Origin of the sequence: Curtobacterium sp. MCPF17_046 (assembly GCF_003224295.1) — a bacterium.
Taxonomy (GTDB): Bacteria; Actinomycetota; Actinomycetes; order Actinomycetales; family Microbacteriaceae; genus Curtobacterium.
The window spans coordinates 118,050-134,283 of record NZ_QKLB01000009.1 but is presented as its reverse complement, the minus strand read 5'-3'; the positions used below and the strand labels follow the sequence as shown (position 1 = coordinate 134,283).

Genomic DNA, 16,234 nt, shown 5'->3' with positions numbered 1-16,234 from the left:
AGATGTGTATAAGAGACAGGGTGGAGAGCCTCCCGTCGGTTCGGTGCTACTGCTCCGTTGGCGTGATGCGGGGCAGCGTGCCCAGCCGTCGACGGACGAGGACCGCGGTCCCCGCGGCGAGCAGCAGGAGCGCCGTCACGCCGAGCAGCCCGAGGCCGTGTGCGGGGTGGACACGGCGTTCGGGCAGGGCGTGTTCGAGCGCAACGCGTGCAGCGATCTGGACCCCGCGCTGGCGTCACCCGACGCGGAGTGCCGCACCCTTGCTCGGGTACGTGGACGGTGTTGCGTTCAGCGCCCCTTCACCGGGCATTTTCGCGGGGCAGTCATACGGGAATCCCCAGGTCAAGCAGGACACGGGAAAGTTGTCGTGGTTGTCGCCGCCAGCCCTGTACCGGTGGACGACCGGCTTGCGGGACACCGTGCTTGGCTGTCAGACGTGGCAGATAAATCTCGTGGCACTGTGCGTGTCGATGCGGCACTGGAGCACGTGCCCGCCCTCATCCGGTCGGCAGTGGCAGGCATCCCACGGTCCTCGATCACCGACATCGATGACAGCACTGCGGTCGTCACACAACGGTCGGGCGTCCTGATCCCCCGTGCCGAGGTCATCACTCTCGGGTTTCAACCCGCCGAAGACGGTCGGGTGGAGGTTGTGATCTCGGCCGCTCGGCGCGGAGGGCTGGCTGCTCCCGACGCAGTGCCGTCTCAATTCGAGAAGTCTCTCTTGGCGTCGATCCGCACAGCCTCGGAGACGGCGACGCACTAGGCGCGCGTTAGCCGATCGGCTACCGAGACGCGGCGGCCAGCAGGTTCGTGAGGTGGAACGCCCAGCCGTCCTCGTGTGCTGATCGGACGACCGATCCGTCAGGTAGCTGCGCGAAGCCAGTCTCACTCAGGGTTACGAGACTGCCTCTACCGGCCTGCTCGATGTCGAACCGAACGCGCAGCGACGCAGGCCAAGCTGCCTGCTGCCACACGAAGCCGAGCGTGTTCGGTGGGACTGCTTCCGTTACGTGACCGTCGGCGTACCGCTCCTGCCCGTCCTCGGTCCACGTCTCGCGCACAGCGGCGCCGACTTCCGACCTCAGTGAGAGTTCCGGCCACCAGCTGTCGCGACCGTCGGTGAGTGCGAACCAGACCGCTGCGACGGAGGCTTCTGTCGTCACTGTGAGCGACAGGCTGTCATCGGACATGCAGCGAACCTAGCCCCACCGTTTCACTGACGGATCGCTCAACGAGACGGCCGAGCGTGCTCTACCGTCGGATGAGTGAGGGGTCGAGATGCCGACGAGTAGCTGGGTGGGCCTGGGCATATCGCTGGCGATTTTCGCGACGGTGGAACTCCTGCTGCGCAAAACCCTCGGTCGGTACGCCTACAGGCGTTGGGCGCAACTTGGCGTGCGGATGCTGGTCAAGACCGAGCAGTGGTGGACGCGGTTCACGCTCGTTCCCGTCGTCGTCATCTACTGCGTCGCTGTGATCTGCCTGATCGTGGGGGTCGTGCAAGCGTCTGCCCGGTAGCCGATCCTTGTCCGGACGGGGGTCAGTGACATGCCCATTCGCTTCCAAACGCTTCGTGCACGCGTCGAAGAGCTTCCGGGCTACCCCACTCCTGCACGGCCGAGCAATCTGTCTTCGCGCGGGCCGCGACTAGTCCCCAGTTGCCCACACTCTGGTAGCTGTACAGGTATCCGGATCCTGGGTTCGACGACCCGCCGCCCTGTTGCTCAGGCAGTTGAATCTGCCCGCCGTCCGGGAAGACGAGGGTTCGCCCGATTGGGGCACAATTCGGGAGTTGCTCGGTGTTCAGTGTCTCAACCAGGACCGGTGCTGCGGTCGTACAAGCAGACAGGGTCGCCTCACCTGCAGCGAGAACCAGGTACCCGTCATCCGCACCCCGTTGGCTACAGCTCGTCAGCGAGAAGGCAGCCGCCGCGACCAGGCCACAAATTCCTAAAGCGCGAGCGTTCACGAGGACCAGTCTGCCGCCGACGGGCGGCGTCCGGTCGCCTATCGGCTTCCGGTGCGATCAAACCGATGGCCACCGCTTGAGCGCAGATACTGTGGAACGGTGTCGAACCTGTCCGATGAGCAAGTGCGTCGTAGCGCCCGCCGAGCAGCACGCAACACCGTTATCGGCGGGGTGGTATTCGCCGCCTTCGGTGTGGCGATCATCATCGGCAGCTGGGGGCATCTGGGCGAGCCTCTGAGCCGCCGTCCTCTGCCGCCGGGCCTGCTTGCAGGCATCGTCCTCCTGTCGGGCCTTGTTCTGGTCGTTCAAGGCGTCATTCGCTGGAGACGACTCAGCCAAAACGACCGCTAGTGCTTGACGTCGGCCTCGATTAGTCGCCTCGGCGTCCGCGGAGGGATCGGCTATTGAGACACGTATAGGTGTGGTCGTCGGATAGGGAACCTGCTTGCTGCCAAGCTCAGCCAGGGCAGTCTGGTTACCGTCCGTGAGCGTCAGGAGTGAGATGCCGCAGCCGAAGGTTGCTCGTGAGGCCGTGTCGTTCTTCGTCAGCGGCCCGGAAGCGGTGTGGGTGTGGGAACCCGGACGAGGCCTCATCAAGGTCACATCAATGTTCCGAGAGCGGAACCCTGACAGCTTTCAGCTCTCGGTTGACGGCAGGACGCTCCGGTACGGCTACAGCGGATCCCCGAGCCTCCCAGATCGACGATTTTCGTTAAACCTCCTATCTGGGGTCGAGTCCGAGGAACCAGCGTGGCCGAGCAACACGCGGATCTTCTACGGCAACCCCGCCGACGAGTGCCGCGTCAAATGGGCCGACTGGGTGAACCACCACCCAACCCAATCCGTCTACCAGCTCCGCAACGACGCCGGGGACCAGATGTGGTCACAGCTTCCGTTGCCCACGCTGGAGGACGCGTGGCTTGAACTTCCGACGCGATTCACACTGGGCAGCAGCAGCCTAAACGGGGACGCGTTGCAGTTCTCACCCGACGGACACCGACTCGTGATCAACTGCGACTGGTGGGGTCATCCGGTCGGTGCGATCCAAGTGTTCGACCGGACCGCCGGACTCATCGAGCAGCGGTACGGGTTTGTCACCGAGGGGTCCGGAGTGTGGAGCCCGAACGGTCGGAAGCTCCTCGGACGGACCATGTCCATCGGCCGGTCGTTGGAGTACCGCGTGGAGGTCTTCGACCTCGATCGGCGAGATACGACGCCCATCCCGATCGACTCTGACGACTACCAACGGGCCGAAGCCCCATGCGTTGGTTGGCTCGACGACGATCACGTCTTGCTCTACACGAGGCAGCAACGCGAGATCACCTTCCATGCGTTCCACATCGACACCGGAGAACGCAGAGAGGTCAACACGTTCCGCCTACCGGTGCCCGCCGGCTCGATGAACGACCTCCACATCGCACCCAGAGTCGTGGCCAACCAGCCCGGCGCCCTTCTCTGACTCTGGCGAGGCGCAACGACCGGTAAGGGATCGGCTATCGGACGGTCCGAGCGGCAACCCACTCGCGATCGAGCATGGCGTACTGGTAGCCATCAACCCAGCCCAGGTCGGCGTGCCAGGAGTCCTCGATGCCGTGCTGCTCGCGTCGCATGCCGTTCTTTTCGAGGACGCGGGCTGAGGCGATGTTGTCGGCGTTGCAGCTCGCTGTGACGCGCCGGAGTCGGAGCACGTCGAACGCTGCGGTCAGGAGGCCGCGTGCCAGGTCCGTTCCCAGCCCTTGTCCGGCGAGGTCGGGTTGCAGCATGTAGCCGATGACGCCTTGCGTCGCCCGGGGCATGCCAGGTTGTCCCAGGCCGTCGGTGACGTCGAGGAAGCCTAAGCCGGCGAGCCGGCCGTCCAGCTCGGCGATGCACGAAAAGTCGGTGTCGCTGTCGGGGATGCTCGCCCACTCTTGGGCGTAGGCGTCCGGGTCGACGTGGGTGCGAAGCATGAACCGGTTGACGACAGGGTTGTTCCGTAGAGCGACGAGCTGGTCTGCGTCCTCGGGCTGAGGGTCGCGGAGGAGGAGAGCCCCGCTCCGAGCGGGCCAAGGAAAGGTGCGCACCCCGTCATCCTCCCAAGAGTCAGGCTCGGTGACCGATCGGCTATCGAGACACCGCACCTGCCGTCCGACAACGACTGCGCAAAGCACTGGCGGGAACCCGGTTCCCGGATTCCCGCCAGTGAGTCACCGCTTCGCGGCGCTTGCTACTTGCTCTTCTTGTGCGAGGTCTGCGTGGTGCTGGGGTGCGACTTCGCGTACTTCGACGTCACGAACTTGCCAGTGACCGAGCTTCGCGACGAACCGCCGCTGCTCTTGCCGGACTTGGCCATGACTCCGCGCTCCTTCCTGCCGCGAGCGAGCGGACGGTCCACCCTCTTCGACGCCGCCATGGTCGCGCAGAATGGGGCATGTTGTGCCGCGAAACACCGCTAACCACCACATGTAGTGGTTGGCGGCGGCGTCGATGGTTCGCGCAGGACTCCGTTGGCGCTCAGAAGCCGCCAGCGGGGCGCACCTGGTAGTGCTCCTCGAGTGCGGTGACCTCGTCTGCGGTGAGGTCGATGTCGACGGCTGCGGCAGCGTCGTCGAGGTGGTGTGGCTTTGTGGCGCCGATGATGGGTGCGCTCACGACTGGGTTGTTGAGGACCCATGCCATCGCGATCTGCGCCATCGGGACGTTCCGTGCTTCGGCGATGTGCTGCACGGCGTCGATGACGGGACGGTCACGTTCGGTGTCGGCGAAGAAGCTGTTGCCAACCGGGTCGTCGGAGGAGCGCTTGGTCTGCTCACCGGCGGGGCGGGCGACGCGGCCCTTGGCGAGGGGGCTGTAGGGCATGCTGCCGACGCCCTGGTCGGCGAGCAGGCCGAACATCTCGCGCTCTTCTTCGCGGTACAGCAGCGAGTACTGGTCCTGCATGGACACGAACCGGGTCCATCCGTGCAGGTCCGCGGCGTGCTGCATGTTGGCGAACTGCCACGTCCACATCGCGGACGCGCCGATGTAGCGGGCCTTGCCGGCCTTGACGACGTCGTGGAGGGCTTCCATCGTCTCCTCGATCGGGGTCTCCGGGTCGAAGCGGTGGATTTGGTACAGGTCGACGTAGTCGGTGCCGAGACGGGTCAGGGATGCGTCGATCTGCTGCATGATCGCCTTGCGAGACAGGCCGGCGACGTGCAGGCCAGGCCCGGTGCCGGGCTTGTCGGAGAAGTGCGCCTTGGTTGCCAGGACGATCTCGTCGCGGTTGGTGAACTGGCGGAGCGCTTCACCGACGATGCGCTCGGAGTCGCCGTAGGAGTAGACGTTGGCGGTGTCCCAGAAGGTGATGCCGAGGTCGAGCGCCTGCCGGAAGTAGGGCAGCGCATCGTCCTTCGGGAGGGACCACTGCAGATGGCCGCTGGCGGGGTCGCCGAAGCTCATGCAGCCGAGCGCGATGCGGCTGACCTTCAGTCCGGAGTTACCGAGGCGGGTGTACTTCACGGGTGGGTCCTTTCGATGGGCACGACGAGGCGACTCATGGTTCGGTCGTTCGGGGTTCCTTCACGCTCGCGGCGTCCTTCGTCGCAGCCCAGTGCGCAAGGAGTTGCAGGCTGTCGTCGGAGGGCGATCCCGGAACTGCGATGTAGGTAATCAGGGCGAGCCCGTTTCGAGAGCTGACGCCCAGTGACTCGAACGTCAGGTCGAGGTCTCCGACGATCGGGTGGTGCACGAGCTTCTCCCCCGCCCGGTGCTCCCGCACCGTGTGACTGGCCCAGAGCGTGCGGAACGCCTCGCTTGCCAGTGACAGCTCCCCGACAAGGGCAGCGAGTGCACGATCCGCCGGGGCACGGGCCGCCTCAGTGCGGAGCACCGCGACGCTCTGCTCAGCGACGCTGTCCCAGTCGCGGTAGAAGTCGCGCGAGCGAGGGTCGAGGAAGATGTACCGGCCGAAGTTCACCGACCGGCTCGGAGTACCGAACAGGTCGAGGTAGAACGCACGCCCCAGCGCGTTCGACGCGACCACGTCGAGCGTGGTGTTCTGCACGATCACCGGCATGCCCGTCATGCCGTCCACAATCTGCTGCACGCCCGCACTCACGCTGCCCGGTTGTGATCGCTGCGCAGAGCGCCGCGGCCGAAGGTGGGTCGGCGCGTTGGCGGCTCGAACGAGGTCGGCCAGGTGGGCCGCTTCGACGTCGTCGAGGAGCAGAGCACGAGCGACACCGTCGAGGACGCTGTCAGAGACGCCGGTCGCGTTGCCCCGTTCGAGGCGTGTGTAGTACTCGGTGCTGATCCCGGCGACGAGGGCCACTTCCTCACGGCGCAGCCCAGCAACTCGGCGGCGTCCGCCGAAGTCCGGCAGGCCAATCTGCTCCGGCAGGAGCCTGGCCCGCCGCGATGTGAGGAAATCGCGAATCTCCGCCTGAGTGTTCACGCCTCGACGGTACGTCAGCGGATCGCCGGCAGGGGGTCCCTGTCAGTGACCGTGTAGCCGGAGTCTGTTTCCGGCCGTGACGGCGTCGTTCACTTGCGGTGTTCCCGATCGAAAGGCACACCCATGACTGACTCCACCGTTTGGTTCATCACCGGCGCAGCGCGCGGGATGGGCATTGACCTAACCCGAGCTGCCCTCGCCGCCGGCCACCGCGTCGTTGCCACCGCGCGTGACGCCGCAAAGGTCACCGAGGTGTTCGGCGAGCGGGATGATCTGCTGGCAGTGTCGCTCGACATCACCGACGAAGACGCGGCGCGGGCCGCCGCGGACGCCGCGGTCTCTCGCTTCGGGCGGATCGACGTGCTGGTGAACAACGCTGGCTTGTTCTACGCAGGGTTCTTCGAGGAGATCAGTCCTGAGCAGATGCGGCAGCAGATGGAAACGAACTTCTTCGGCCCGCTCAACGTCACCCGTGCGCTCCTACCCGTCATGCGTCGTCAGCGCAGCGGTCAGGTCGTCACGATCAGCTCAACTGCCGGCCTCGTCGGTCAGGAGTTCGTCGCGGCGTACTGCGCGTCGAAGTTCGCCCTCGAAGGGTGGATGGAGTCCATCCGGTACGACCTCGCGCCGTACGGTGTCTCGACCATGATTGTCGAGCCTGGCTTCTTCCGTACCGAGCTGCTCGTCGAAGGGGCTTCCACCATCTGGCCAGAGTTGTCCATCGACGACTACGCCGAGCGCACCGCGACGACGATCGAGGCGTGGAAGAGCATGAACGGCAGACAGGGGGGCGATCCCACCAAGCTCGCTGCTGGCCTGGTGTCGTTGGTCGATTCCGATGAGCCGCCGCTGCGATGGGTTGCGGGCTCCGATGCCGTGCAGACCGGTGTCGACAAAGCCAACCTGCTTCTTCAGCAGGTCGCCGCACATGAGGAGCTGTCCTCTTCACTCGCTCACGACGACTGACTCCCTCGACCGGCTACCGGACGTCCCCACGGCCGTCCGGTAGCCGATCGGCTAACGGTCACCCGATCGAACGATGCGACGTCTTCCGAGACTCGTAAACGGCAGGAGGAGCACTGGTCCCGCTCCCAGACCCATGCCCGTGAGAGCAACAGCTGTCATCGCCCAGTCACTCTCGGCGACGACTGCGCTACGGCCCGACGGTCCGACGGTCGTGCAGTCGGTGCCAAGCGGCCAGTACGACGGGGTGACACTGATCCCGACCTCCTCCTCGAACTCAGCACCCACAACAGCAGGGTCCGTCAGGCATCCAACTCCATCATCACCGCCGATAAGACGTCCCTGCGCTGCAACAACAGCACCCGCTAGCAGCACAACACCCACGACGACCGCTGTCGCGGCCAAGAACGAGAAGCGCCCCCAGCTCATCAGCGGTAGTCGATTCCTTCGCGGACTCATGGCCACCCAGTCAAGCCCATGGAACGGCCCGTTGGCCGATCGGCTACTGAGACTGCTGGGCTCGGCTGTTTGGCGTCCCTACTACCGCTTGCCGGTGTAGCGGGCCGGGAGCGCAACGAAGGTCACGACGATCGCCAACCCAACGGCCACGACGCGGATCCCATACAGGTGACCGTCGACTCGGGCGAGGAAAGATCCCGTGCCAAAGACGGCAAGCCCGACCGCGAACAAGAACCAAAGCCAGACAGGTGTGCGGCGGCTCGGGTCGGAGTCGTTTTGCATGCACTGAACCTACAACTCTGCGGTCCGACTCACGCCCGTCCCGGTCATGGATCCCCTACCGGAACGACCACGAGCGACCGAGGCGGCGTTCGGTAGCCCACCGGCTACTGAGACGGTCGATACCGTGCCTGGACCGGCCAGTCGTGGCCGGTTCTGCCTGCTGAGTCATCGACAGCACCTTCGAGAGCCTTCGCTCCACCCGCACGTCCGGTCCGAGGCGTCATTCGCGCCTCGCACAAGTAGACAAGGGTCATTGCGCAAGAACGATTGAGCAACTACGTTGCTCGCATGGCCTCTCGCGACACACCCCGTTCGACCCTCACCGACGCTGCTTCGATGCGGGTGCTGGCCCATCCGACGCGCCTGCGCCTTCTCGGATTGCTGCGCGAGCGAGGTCCGCAGACTGCGGCGCAGCTCGGCGACGTCGTCGACGAGGCCCCGGGCACGGTCAGCTACCACCTGTCCAAGCTCGCCGCGAGTGACCTCATCCAGGCGGCCGAGCCGCAAAGCGCCGACCGGCGCGAGCGCTGGTGGCAGGCCGCAGCACCTCTCACTTCGTGGGAGCCGGCCGACCTGCTCGACGACCCAGCTCGCCTCAGCGCATCGGCCGCCCTCGAGAAGTCGATCGTCCAGGCGAACGCGGCGCGCTACCTCCAGTACGTCGACGCCAGACCGGCCCTGCCGCGGGAGTGGGTCACGGCAGCGGCTGGCGGCGACCGCGCGATCCGCCTCACCGTGACGGAGCTTGCCGCCCTGCGCGCCGAACTCGAGTCCGTCGTCGACCGCTGGGTGGATGTCGGCGCCGCGCACAGCCCAGACGTGGAAGACGGGGCCGAGACGATCGTCCTCGCCTACCACGCCTACCGGCACCCGGGTGGTGCGGGCGCGTGAGTGAGAACTCCCCGCCCACCGGGACGCCCGTTCCCGACGAACGCCATGCGCGCGTCGACGCCGCGAAGAGCGACGCATCCGACGAGGGTGGCGACGGCGAAGCCGGTACGTCGAGTCGCGCGGCCCGCACAGCCCTCTGGGCCGTCGTCGCCGCTCACGCGATCTCGCAGACCGGCAACGTGGTCACGGCCTTCGCGGTCCCCTTCTACGTGCTCGCGCTCGGCGGCTCGGGTGTCGAGATCGGCGTCGCCGCGGCGTTCGCGACGGCGCCGGTGATCATCGGCGGCCCGCTCGGCGGGGTCGTCGTCGACCGGGTCGGCCACCGTCGCGCTGCGATCGTGGCGGACGTCGTGAGCGGTGCCTCCGTCGTCGCGATGCCGGTGTTGGCGCTGACGGTCGGTCTGCCGTTCTGGGCGTTGTCGGCGCTGGTCTTCGTGGGCGGCCTCCTCGACACGCCGGGCCAGACCGCTCGCCGCGTGATGCTGCCGGGCCTGACCGAGCGGGCGGGTGTGCGCATCGAGCGCAGTGTCGGCCTCCTCGACGGATCCGAGCGCTTCGCGAAGCTGGTCGGCGCTTCCCTGGCGGGCCTCCTCGTGGCGGCCGTCGGCCCGATCGGGTCGCTGTTCGTCAACGCTGCGACCTTCGCGGTGTCTGCGGTCCTGACATCGGCGCTCGTCCCTCGAGATGTGAAGGCAGCAGAGGCAGACACGGGGATCGGGGGTGCGCGGCGCGGGTCCTTCTGGGCCGACCTCGCCGAGGGAGCCCGTTTCGTCGTGCGGGACCCGCTGATGCGGCTGGTGGTCGGGCTGGTCCTCATCACGAACCTCCTCGATGCCGCTCGCGGATCGACCCTGCTTCCCCTCTACGCCAACGACCGTCTCGGAGGCGCGGCAGTGCTGGGGCTGCTCGTCGCGACGATGGGTGGTTGCGCCCTCCTCGGCAACGTCGCCTTCGCTTTCGTCGCCCACCGGTTGCGGCGGCGGGTGACGTTCGCGGTGTGCTTCACACTCGCCGGTGGGCCGTCCAGCCTGGCGTTCGCGCTCGGGGCGCCGTTGCCCGTGCTCGTCGCAGCGACCGCGCTGGCAGGGCTCGCGGCGGGATCGCTCAACCCGACCCTCGCGACAGTCGAACTCGAGCGGGTGCCCGAGCACATGCGCGGCCGCGTCTTCGGCCTCATCAATGCGGGAGCGTGGGCTGGCGTCCCGTTCGGCGCCCTGCTCGGCGGGCTCGCCGCCGACACGATCGGACTCGCTTTCGCATTCGGCATCGTCGCGGCGGCTTATGTCGTGACGACTCTCACACCGCTGACGGGCGGGTCGTGGCGGTTGATGGAGAGGAACAAGTCAGCGCACCACGTCGGAAACGATCGTCCCTGACCTGTCCGGCGACCGACCGGCTACTGGGACGGTGTGTGCGGTGCGACGAAGATGCAAAAGGGGTGTCCCGAGGGGTCAGCGAAGACGATGAGGGGTTCGTCGACGTCGTCGGATCTGTCCGTCAGGACTGTTGCTCCTAGGCGTACGGCGCGAGCCCGCTGCTGTTCGAGCGTGGCTGTCGCGTCGACGGTCAGGTCGAGGTGGAGCATCTGCGGAGGTGAGCCGGTGGGCCACTGTGGCCGGGGCAGGTCAGGGACGAGCTGGAACGCCAGGCGGCGGGTGCCGTCTTCGGCGGTCAGCACCAACCACTCGGGTTGTCCCGTCTCGTCGGAGTCGGGTGCGTCGCCGTCTCGGTAGTGAAGGCCCAGGAGTGACCGGTAGAACTCGGCGAGCTCGCGCGGCGCAGGCGTGTCGATGACGGTCTGCAAGAGGTGTGGCACGTCGTCGGAGGAAGGCACACCCCTGTCTACCGTCCGGGTCACCATCGGCTCCCGAGACGCCGTTCGCGGCTCCTACGCTTACGGCATGTCAAGGTGCATCCGCTTCGCCCAGGAAAGGGACTCGCACGCGATCGAGCGGATCGAGAACGACGCGGACCAGCTGCTGATCGATCACCTCCACCCCGAGGTATGGTCCGCAGCTCCCACCGGGACCACGCGACTTTCTGTGCCTGGCTTCCTGCTGATCATCGACGTTGACGGGGATGTCGCCGGCTTCGTCCACGTCCTGGAGACGGGTGACATCTCTCACTTGGAACAGCTGTCGGTAGACCCGCTGCAGTCGCGGCAGGGTCTGGGTCGAGCGCTCGTCGAAGCTGCGAAGGACCATGCTCGGGAACGTGGGTACAGGCGCATCTCTCTCCGCACGTACGCGGACGTGCCGTGGAACGCCCCGTTCTACGCAACGGCCGGCTTCGTGGAGGAAGAGCCAGCCACGCCGTTTCATCAGTCACTGCTCGTGGTCGAGGCCGAGCACGGCCTCGACCGATACGGGCGACGGGTGCAGATGAGTGCGTGGCTTTCGAAGCCGCGTCCGTAGGGACTGCGCTGTCGGTGGAGTTCTTGCCCTTACCGCTCCCGCCTGACCTGACGAGGACTGAACCCGCAACCGGTCGGAGACCTAGCATCAGGGGATGGACGACGCGGTGGGGAAACGGCTCAGCGGCCGGCAACGCAAGGCCAAAGTAGTCGCGTTCTGGTCGCTCACTGTTCTGGGTGCGCCGATCATGTGCGGGGCCTGGATCTGGCTCACTCTCGCTTCCACTGAGCAGGTGTCGGAGTCAGCCAAAGCACCCCCGGGCGACACCTCGACCGACGGTTTCTTCGTGATGTTCGGCGTCGTACCGCTTGTGCTCGCACACCTGCTCGGACTCGTCATCCTGCGATCCATCGCGCCGCGCGAACGAGACGCGCGAGGCACCAGCTGGACGATGGCAGCTGTTGCGGTCCTCGTCACGTCTGGTGTCGGCCTTGCCGTGGCGCTGCAGGTCAACGGTGGGGTCCTCCTCACCCCCGCTGACGGCGGCTACACGCCGTAGAGGCCCCTGAGTCTCACTTTCCGTCCAGGCGTCCGAGTCGAGCCGGAGTCAGCGGCCGGTAAACGATCGTCTTTCGGACGCAGGCCGTAACTCGAAGCCCGTCGTCGGGCGCCGGTATCTTCGTCTCATGACTCGACCGAACGCCGTATGGCTCGTGTTCCTGCTGCTTGGACTCGTGTTCGGCGCAGCCGCAGTCGTTCTCTTCACGACCGGCTCGGTCAACGTGTTCGCTTGGGTCACGCTCGCCTGCGCCGTCGTCATCCTCGCGAGCGCCGCGGTCGGCTATCGACGTTCTCGGCTCCGTCCTTGATCGCAAAGCGATCGGCTACCGAGACGACGACTGCCCGCGGGGCCGCGCCGATGTAGCCGATCGGATCCGGCATCCTCGTCGGACAGAGTTCTCGTGGTGGACGTGGTCAGGGATCGTGGCCCTCGCACTGGTGGGGTTCGGGCTCATCGGTCGTGCCGTCGTGATGGCGGTCCGCCGTGATGGGGTCGGCCGAGCTAGAGCAGACCGCGGTACAAGGGCTCCTTGGTTCTGGTCCGAGTCGGGGTGGCCGCCACCGCAGGAGTTCTACTGCTGCTTTGGGCTAATGCGTTGGACAGCTGACCGGCACACCGTCGACTCCGGTCAGACGCTCCGAACCCGTCTCGGTAACGGATCCTTCAACGAGAGGTTGTCTGATCTGCTTTGCTACGAGCATGAGACCAACGCTTCCTCCCCGTGTCATCGGCCTCGCGGGCGGTGCGGGAGCTGTAACGGCTGGGCTCCTTTTCGCACTCTTCGGCACACTTCTCGGGGAGGCGGGCTTGGTCCCCGTCGGCTTCGTTGTGGCGGGGATGGGCCTGATACTCCTCCTCGTGGGGGCGGTCGGCTTCGCGCTACACGGTTCTGTCCGAGCGGAACTCGCTCGTCGAACTTCTGAAAACGGAGCTCAGGACTAGATACACGCGATGACCGTGCAGGCAACGACGCAATTGAAGGAGAAGTAGCTTGCGACGCTCGGGTGCGATCTTCATGGTGGTTTTCGGCGTCATTCTGTTGGGAGTTGCGGTCGGCTTCATGCTCACCAATGCGCCCCTTGAGCCGACTGGGCGCTCAGGCCTGCCAGCGGTGGTGTTGGCAGTGTTCTCTGCCATCACCGGGATGGCGGCGATCGTCTACGGGATTCGCGGATTCCGTGGCTCTGGGAGTGCTCGGTGATGCCTTAGGGCACGCAAGGCGTCATCGGCTGCGTGCTGTGAACGCCTCGTCGGTCGACGACTGCGAGTAGACCGCCTCCCGATCCGTCCGCTGAACGATCGGCTATCGGACACCATCGATACTTAGCGTTCCTGCTCCGTGGCGTCCCTGCGCGGGAGCGATCAAGCAGGCAGGGTGGAAGCTGATCTCACTTCACCCGCCACAGTCCCTACAAGGAGCACCGGGTGAATTTCTTCAACGCCGAGCGACCCGTCACCGTCATCGTCCTCGGGGTGATCTTCGCAGCGTTCGGCGTGTTCTACGGTCTATGGCCCTCCGAATCGGGTTCGCGACCGGCCCAGCAGATCGTGATCGCGGTCGTCCTCGTGCTGATCGGTCTGCTCTTCGTTGTGCAAGGAGTCGGCAGCAGGCGCAGGTAGCGCATCGTCCGAAGCACCGCCTCTTCGGGACCAGTGCGGTGTCGGCGTGCAGCACGACCGCTGACCGTCCCAGTAGTCAATCGTCTATCTAGACGGTTTGGATTTGCCTACGGGAGCGGACTGTACACGCGGAATTCGTCTACTCCATCAGAGACTGCACTGCGTTCCACAGGTCCATCTGTGTGCCGCCGGCGAAGAACGCACCCGCTTTCTTGAAGCGATAGCTGTAGGAACCGGGCCACCCCGTATCGATACGCCCTACATGGCCAAGAACGCGGCCGTCGTCTCGGCGCGTAACTTCCCAGTCTGAGGGCAGTCCCTCCGGCGGACCTTCGCAGGTGACGATGTAACGGATCCCTGAGTCAGTTTCCACCTCGAACTGCTTCTGATGGTCAAGATCAGCATCGCGATCTTGGGGCTGCCCGTCGATCGTCACGGTCGCGATATTCGCCTGCACGATCCTCATCCTTTCTGAAGTCCGCGGGTCGAGGCCGTGGCTGAGCGGCTCTGCCTGAGCCGTTGTCCGGTAGCCAATCGACTATCGAGACCACGCGGGCACTTTCGATCCGCGTCAGTTGCGTTCCGCGAAGAAGTCGGCGTTGCGCGGCTCCGCGGGTAAGGCTCGGAGACGGGCGGCGATGATCGCGTCGAGTTCGTGCGGTGGGGTGAGCCCGTGGCGGCGCCACTGGAGGGGGTCTTGTCGAGCGAGGGCGTGGGCGGGGGTGGTGCGGTGCATGGTCTGGGTGCTCCGTTCAGGTGTGGGTGGGGTCGCAGCGACAGCGGCGTTCTCGGGGGTGCTGGATGACGCGTTACACAACGCGCCCACTGGGTGCCGTGTTCGCGATCATCGTCGTGGGATTCCTGCGATGTAGGCGGTCAGGACGGCGACTGCATCAAGCGGTGCGACCGCGGCCGTGTGGTAGAGCAACATCGCGTCGATGAGGCCGACGAGGTTGACCGCCGCGTGCTCCGGGGCAGCCACTCGGAGCGCGCCAAGAAGCGATCGAGCTGCTTCGTTCAACCGGGCGCGCACCGGGTCGGCCCCGGTAAGCGGAGCGCGGAGCTCCTCGTCGTCTCGGAGCTCGAGAAGCAGCGCGAGTCGAGCCGCCTGCGCTTCTGCTCGTGCTGCGAGTTGTTCGAGGAACGCGGCCGCGATGTGCACGACAGTAGCGTCGTCGAGGTCGTCGGGGATCTGCAGGGCGCCGAGCTCGGCGGAGAGTTGCGCTGTGACACGGGCGACCACGAGCGCTGTCAGCTCACGGCGCGTGCGGGCGTAGTACGACGTCGACCCCGCGGCCAGTCCGGCCTCGGCGTCGACTGCGCGATGGGTGAGGGCGCGGACACCTCCGCGCGCTGTGAGCCTGATCCCCGCGTCTGCGAGCAGTTCTCGCCGATCCATGTCTGTCCCTTCGGCCTCTACTATCGTAGTGTTCTCTACGGACGTAGAGGATGGGTGGGCTCATGCGAGTAGTAGTTGTTGGCGGCGGGATCTCCGGTGCTGCGATCAGCCGGGCGGTGGAAGCGCGAGGATGTTCGGTCACGGAGCTGTCACGGTCGACGGGTTTCGACGTGTTGCGCGACGATGCAATCGCTGCGTTTGACGGCGCGGACGTGATCGTCGAGGCGACGGGACAGTTCACGACGAGCCGAAAGGCGGCGACGCAGTTCTTCACGGGCTCCACCCGTGCGATCGCCCGGGCAGCCGACGCGGTCGGAGCGCACCACGTGCTGCTCTCGATCATCAACTGCATGCGTCCCGAGGTGCAGGGGTACGGCTACTTCGCCGGTAAGACCGCGCAAGAGGCAGTCGCGCGTTCCGTCAGCCCGCGCCTTACGATCGTGCGCTCCACACAGTGGTTCGAGTTCGCCCGGCAGAACCTCGAGCGGATGCGCTTCGGACCCATCGCCCTGGTCCCGGGGATGACGATCGCTCCAGTCGCACTTGATGCGGTGGCAGCGGTGATCGCCGCCGTCGTCGTCGGCGAACGCTCCGCGCGAGAGGTTGAGGTCGCGGGACCTAACACCACGACGTTGTGGAACATGACGAAAGCGCTGCCAGAACCCGGCGCGATCCCGGTGCTCCTGCCGATCCCGGGCCGGATGGGGCGGGCGTTCCGCGCAGGCGCCCTCTTGCCTGGTCGCGACACCGAGGTCGTCGGCCCGGGCTTCCGAGAATGGCTCCCCGGGTGACTCTCGACGAGCGACCGTCCGGTCAAGGATCGGCTACCGAGACAGGTCGGTGAGGGTGCGTGACCATGCGACTTCGGTGCCAAGCTGACCGGTTCCAACGAACAGGCGTACCTGTTGTGTCTCGGGTAGCACGGCTGCCAGGCGTTCTCGGTCGGCGTTGGTGAAGCCGAGCTTCTGCCAGAACGGCCCCGACCGTCGCGAGAACAGCCAAGCGCAGGCCGCCCCAGCCTGTGCCGCTTGTTCGAGTGCGAACAAGGCGAGGCGCGAGCCGGCACCGGTCGCGCGACGGTGCGGCGCGACGGCGACGCTCCGGATCAACGCGTGGGTGCCGTCCCGGCTCAGCTCGAAGCCGGTGCTGCCGATCACTGTCCCGGCTTCGTCCTGTTCGATCCAGAGGTGAACGGTCGGCTCGTCAAGACCGGCAAGGGTGAGGTCGGCAGCGCGTAGGAAAGCACGAAGGGGGTCGACGTCATGCTCGGTCACGGTGTGGAACGTCACGCGCTCATCGTTCCAGCACTCGGCGTCCG

At 66.1% G+C, this 16,234-nt stretch carries 23 protein-coding genes; 12 read left to right on the top strand and 11 right to left on the bottom strand.

What is annotated here, in order from left to right:
* Window positions 1-766, top strand: a 766-nt coding sequence (locus DEJ32_RS16390) for a hypothetical protein (RefSeq protein WP_220033013.1), incomplete at its 5' end; no start/stop codon positions are given.
* 19 nt (window positions 767-785) lie between these two features.
* Here DEJ32_RS16390 and DEJ32_RS10120 read toward each other — a convergent pair.
* Window positions 786-1,193, bottom strand: coding sequence for an SRPBCC domain-containing protein (locus tag DEJ32_RS10120; RefSeq protein WP_110901180.1), 408 nt, complete (start codon window positions 1,191-1,193; stop codon window positions 786-788).
* A gap of 88 nt (window positions 1,194-1,281) precedes the next feature.
* Here DEJ32_RS10120 and DEJ32_RS10115 point away from each other — a divergent pair, with 88 nt between their 5' ends.
* The 3 genes from DEJ32_RS10115 to DEJ32_RS10110 all read left to right on the top strand — a co-directional run bounded on the left by DEJ32_RS10115 (window position 1,282) and on the right by DEJ32_RS10110 (window position 3,431).
* On the top strand, window positions 1,282-1,521 hold the full coding sequence (locus DEJ32_RS10115) for a hypothetical protein (RefSeq protein WP_146234132.1): 240 nt from the start codon (window positions 1,282-1,284) through the stop codon (window positions 1,519-1,521).
* Window positions 1,522-2,071: 550 nt separating this feature from the next.
* Window positions 2,072-2,323 carry a hypothetical protein gene (locus DEJ32_RS16020; RefSeq protein WP_146234131.1) on the top strand — a complete coding sequence of 84 codons (252 nt, stop codon included), beginning with the start codon at window positions 2,072-2,074 and terminating at the stop codon, window positions 2,321-2,323.
* A gap of 151 nt (window positions 2,324-2,474) precedes the next feature.
* Window positions 2,475-3,431 carry a hypothetical protein gene (locus tag DEJ32_RS10110; protein WP_146234130.1) on the top strand — a complete coding sequence of 319 codons (957 nt, stop codon included), beginning with the start codon at window positions 2,475-2,477 and terminating at the stop codon, window positions 3,429-3,431.
* Window positions 3,432-3,465: 34 nt separating this feature from the next.
* Here DEJ32_RS10110 and DEJ32_RS10105 read toward each other — a convergent pair whose 3' ends face one another.
* From DEJ32_RS10105 to DEJ32_RS10095, 4 genes are all read right to left on the bottom strand, one after another.
* Entirely contained in the window at window positions 3,466-4,035 is a 570-nt protein-coding gene (locus DEJ32_RS10105; protein WP_110901177.1) for a GNAT family N-acetyltransferase, read from the bottom strand.
* Window positions 4,036-4,178: 143 nt separating this feature from the next.
* Window positions 4,179-4,304, bottom strand: coding sequence for a hypothetical protein (locus DEJ32_RS16505; protein WP_258368315.1), 126 nt, complete (start codon window positions 4,302-4,304; stop codon window positions 4,179-4,181).
* Between the two features lie 161 nt (window positions 4,305-4,465).
* Window positions 4,466-5,452 carry an aldo/keto reductase gene (locus DEJ32_RS10100; RefSeq protein ID WP_110901176.1) on the bottom strand — a complete coding sequence of 329 codons (987 nt, stop codon included), beginning with the start codon at window positions 5,450-5,452 and terminating at the stop codon, window positions 4,466-4,468.
* Between the two features lie 34 nt (window positions 5,453-5,486).
* The gene (locus tag DEJ32_RS10095; protein WP_110901175.1) at window positions 5,487-6,386 is read right to left on the bottom strand and encodes a helix-turn-helix domain-containing protein; all 900 of its coding nucleotides are present in this window, start codon (window positions 6,384-6,386) and stop codon (window positions 5,487-5,489) included.
* A 123-nt stretch (window positions 6,387-6,509) separates the two neighbouring features.
* Between DEJ32_RS10095 and DEJ32_RS10090 the strand changes: the two genes are divergently transcribed.
* Window positions 6,510-7,352: an SDR family oxidoreductase gene (locus tag DEJ32_RS10090; protein WP_110901174.1), complete on the top strand. Its 843-nt coding sequence runs from the start codon at window positions 6,510-6,512 to the stop codon at window positions 7,350-7,352.
* 537 nt (window positions 7,353-7,889) lie between these two features.
* On the opposite strand, the gene DEJ32_RS10085 is transcribed toward DEJ32_RS10090, so the two are convergent.
* Window positions 7,890-8,090 (bottom strand): hypothetical protein, encoded by a 201-nt coding sequence (locus DEJ32_RS10085; RefSeq protein WP_110901173.1) that lies wholly within the window; start codon window positions 8,088-8,090, stop codon window positions 7,890-7,892.
* Window positions 8,091-8,378: 288 nt separating this feature from the next.
* Between DEJ32_RS10085 and DEJ32_RS10080 the strand changes: the two genes are divergently transcribed.
* Together DEJ32_RS10080 and DEJ32_RS10075 are read left to right on the top strand one after the other, a co-directional pair.
* On the top strand, window positions 8,379-8,981 hold the full coding sequence (locus DEJ32_RS10080) for a helix-turn-helix domain-containing protein (RefSeq protein WP_110901172.1): 603 nt from the start codon (window positions 8,379-8,381) through the stop codon (window positions 8,979-8,981).
* The gene (locus DEJ32_RS10075) at window positions 8,978-10,357 is read left to right on the top strand and encodes an MFS transporter (RefSeq protein WP_110901171.1); all 1,380 of its coding nucleotides are present in this window, start codon (window positions 8,978-8,980) and stop codon (window positions 10,355-10,357) included. Before DEJ32_RS10080 ends, DEJ32_RS10075 begins: the two co-directional genes overlap by 4 nt.
* Before the next feature lie 20 nt (window positions 10,358-10,377).
* On the opposite strand, the gene DEJ32_RS10070 is transcribed toward DEJ32_RS10075, so the two are convergent.
* Entirely contained in the window at window positions 10,378-10,785 is a 408-nt protein-coding gene (locus DEJ32_RS10070) for a VOC family protein (RefSeq protein WP_258368987.1), read from the bottom strand.
* Window positions 10,786-10,882: 97 nt separating this feature from the next.
* Here DEJ32_RS10070 and DEJ32_RS10065 point away from each other — a divergent pair, with 97 nt between their 5' ends.
* The 4 genes from DEJ32_RS10065 to DEJ32_RS10050 all read left to right on the top strand — a co-directional run bounded on the left by DEJ32_RS10065 (window position 10,883) and on the right by DEJ32_RS10050 (window position 13,517).
* Window positions 10,883-11,395 (top strand): GNAT family N-acetyltransferase, encoded by a 513-nt coding sequence (locus DEJ32_RS10065; RefSeq protein WP_110901169.1) that lies wholly within the window; start codon window positions 10,883-10,885, stop codon window positions 11,393-11,395.
* Window positions 11,396-11,489: 94 nt separating this feature from the next.
* Window positions 11,490-11,894: a hypothetical protein gene (locus DEJ32_RS10060; RefSeq protein ID WP_110901168.1), complete on the top strand. Its 405-nt coding sequence runs from the start codon at window positions 11,490-11,492 to the stop codon at window positions 11,892-11,894.
* 127 nt (window positions 11,895-12,021) lie between these two features.
* Window positions 12,022-12,204 carry a hypothetical protein gene (locus tag DEJ32_RS16015; protein ID WP_146234129.1) on the top strand — a complete coding sequence of 61 codons (183 nt, stop codon included), beginning with the start codon at window positions 12,022-12,024 and terminating at the stop codon, window positions 12,202-12,204.
* 1,118 nt (window positions 12,205-13,322) lie between these two features.
* On the top strand, window positions 13,323-13,517 hold the full coding sequence (locus DEJ32_RS10050) for a hypothetical protein (RefSeq protein ID WP_110901166.1): 195 nt from the start codon (window positions 13,323-13,325) through the stop codon (window positions 13,515-13,517).
* Window positions 13,518-13,656: 139 nt separating this feature from the next.
* On the opposite strand, the gene DEJ32_RS10045 is transcribed toward DEJ32_RS10050, so the two are convergent.
* The 3 genes from DEJ32_RS10045 to DEJ32_RS10040 all read right to left on the bottom strand — a co-directional run bounded on the left by DEJ32_RS10045 (window position 13,657) and on the right by DEJ32_RS10040 (window position 14,760).
* The gene (locus DEJ32_RS10045; protein ID WP_146234128.1) at window positions 13,657-13,974 is read right to left on the bottom strand and encodes a hypothetical protein; all 318 of its coding nucleotides are present in this window, start codon (window positions 13,972-13,974) and stop codon (window positions 13,657-13,659) included.
* Between the two features lie 114 nt (window positions 13,975-14,088).
* Window positions 14,089-14,253 (bottom strand): hypothetical protein, encoded by a 165-nt coding sequence (locus DEJ32_RS16260; protein WP_181420643.1) that lies wholly within the window; start codon window positions 14,251-14,253, stop codon window positions 14,089-14,091.
* 108 nt (window positions 14,254-14,361) lie between these two features.
* Window positions 14,362-14,760, bottom strand: coding sequence for a hypothetical protein (locus tag DEJ32_RS10040; protein WP_220033012.1), 399 nt, complete (start codon window positions 14,758-14,760; stop codon window positions 14,362-14,364).
* Between the two features lie 326 nt (window positions 14,761-15,086).
* Between DEJ32_RS10040 and DEJ32_RS10035 the strand changes: the two genes are divergently transcribed.
* A complete protein-coding gene (locus DEJ32_RS10035) occupies window positions 15,087-15,707 on the top strand; it encodes a hypothetical protein (RefSeq protein WP_220033011.1) in 621 nt (206 codons plus the stop codon).
* A gap of 33 nt (window positions 15,708-15,740) precedes the next feature.
* Here DEJ32_RS10035 and DEJ32_RS10030 read toward each other — a convergent pair whose 3' ends face one another.
* Window positions 15,741-16,205: a GNAT family N-acetyltransferase gene (locus DEJ32_RS10030; RefSeq protein ID WP_220033010.1), complete on the bottom strand. Its 465-nt coding sequence runs from the start codon at window positions 16,203-16,205 to the stop codon at window positions 15,741-15,743.
* Between the last annotated feature and the right edge of the window lie 29 nt (window positions 16,206-16,234).